Source organism: Acidithiobacillus sp. TH-A36, assembly GCF_057473445.1.
This window is the reverse complement of record NZ_JBYCKP010000168.1, coordinates 1-1878: the sequence shown is the minus strand read 5'-3', so window position 1 is coordinate 1878 and position 1878 is coordinate 1. Positions and strand designations below refer to the sequence as shown.

Here is a 1878-nt window from a genome sequence, read left to right as displayed (position 1 = left end):
AGCAGGAAGCGGCCCTTGAAGCCGCTGCTGCCATGGCCGGAAAGGACGGTAAAATCATCGACGAAAGCACCATTCCGGTGGATGACGAAGTGCAGGTTGGCGTCAAGGTCGTGGAGTTCAGTAAAACCGAACTGAAAAATGTTGGGATCAATATCTTTTCAGTAAATAACGGTTTTACTCTGGGCACTTTTGGTCCTTCGACCCTGACCGGACCCAGTTCTCTGGGTAGCAGTCTGAGTGGAGCCTCATCCGTACTGCCCTTTGCCCAGGCATTCAATCTGGTGGCACAGGTCAACAATGGCAGCGGTTTGAGCAGTTATCTCAGCCTGCTGGAAGGCAATGACATACTGCAAGTCCTCGCCGAGCCCACCTTGGTGGCCATGAATGGTCATAAAGCCAGCTTTCTGGCCGGTGGAGAAATTCCCATTCCCGTTCCCCAAAGCAGTGGTACAGGGTCACCGACCATCACTATCCAGTACAAGAAATATGGCGTTGCCCTCGATTTGACGCCCACCATTCTCAGCAGCCATAAAATTGCCCTGCACGTAGCCCCGTCCGTCAGCTCTCTGGATTACACCAATGCCATCACCCTCAATGGATATAGTGTTCCCGCATTGCTGGTCCGTCAGGCCAACACCACGGTAACTCTGGGCAATGGTGAAAGTCTGATTATAGGTGGACTGGTGGATCGGCAGATGCAGCAGAACATCAGCAAAGTTCCGATTCTGGGTGACCTGCCCATACTCGGTGCCTTTTTTCGGTCTATCAACTACTCAAAACAGGATATGGAGCTGGCGATTATTGTCACTCCCCGTCTGGTGCGTCCCATTGCGGCAGGGGTGAAGCTTCCCGCCCTGCCGGGCGAAAAATTTGCCCACAGTCATTTAAATCTGGGCAAAGCTGTGTTCCTTCCCGGCAGCAACTATGACGAATCGTCTGCGGGGCCCGGATACACGCAATGATGACCCGCTCCAACGCGTCCTTCAGCCCCGGCAACAGCACCCAGGTGGTGGTTCTGGCCCTCTGCCAACGCACAGAGTGCCTGGCCTGGATGCGTCTTGCGCTGGATAGCATGGCCATCGTGCTGCCGGTAGGCAAGCGTGCCGATGATATTGTCCAGGCTGTTGGCAAAAGTGGTGCCTCATTATTGATTGCCGATTTTGGCGATGATCATCCCGAAACAGCACTTTTCGAGCAGCTTCGTCTGTCTTTTCCCGACCTGAAAATTATTGGAGTGGGTTCGTTGTCCGATCAGCAGGCGTTGCTGGCGGCCATGCGTGCCCAGGTAGTGGATTATGTGGAACAGGAATCCCCCATTGCCACTTTGCGCAACGCGGCGGAACGCATCCTTGCAGAAATCCGCCAGCGCCGCCAACGTACGGGCCGCCTGATTACGCTTTGTGGTGGAATTGGGGCGGGCTGCACCACCATCGCCTGCAATATGGCAACACTGCTCAAGGTTCAGCGACCCGATGCCAGCATCCTGCTGCTGGATTTTGCCACGCCCGTGGGTGATGCCGCCATTCATCTGGGCGTCGCCCCGCACATCTGCTTTGCCGAGGCGGTGCGCAATCTGGACCGTTGTGACCGTACCTATCTGAATACGGCTATTGCCCGCACGCCCGGTGGAATTGGTGTCCTTCCCCTGTTCCATGAAGTCAACAACCTGCGTGGCCTGAAGCTGGCCGATGCGTTTCAGCTTTTGGTCCTGATTTTATCCACTTATGATCTGGTCATTGCTGACCTGGGCGGGGCGGCCTTTTCCGATTTGGGTCAGTACCTGCAACAAACGGCCGATGAAATCCTGCTGGTAACCGATCAGTCCGTGGGAAACATTCTGGAAAGCAAAAAAATTGCGGCCAATCTCCGTGAAAAACT

At 54.9% G+C, this 1878-nt stretch carries 2 protein-coding genes; both read left to right on the top strand.

The window, feature by feature from the left end:
* Positions 1-962: type II and III secretion system protein family protein (locus tag AC2VLY_RS04620; RefSeq protein ID WP_486892849.1), on the top strand; the 962-nt coding region annotated here is incomplete at its 5' end.
* Positions 959-1878 (top strand): CpaE/TadZ family protein (locus tag AC2VLY_RS04615; protein ID WP_486921838.1); only part of this gene is annotated, 920 nt, incomplete at its 3' end. The genes AC2VLY_RS04620 and AC2VLY_RS04615, both read left to right, overlap by 4 nt.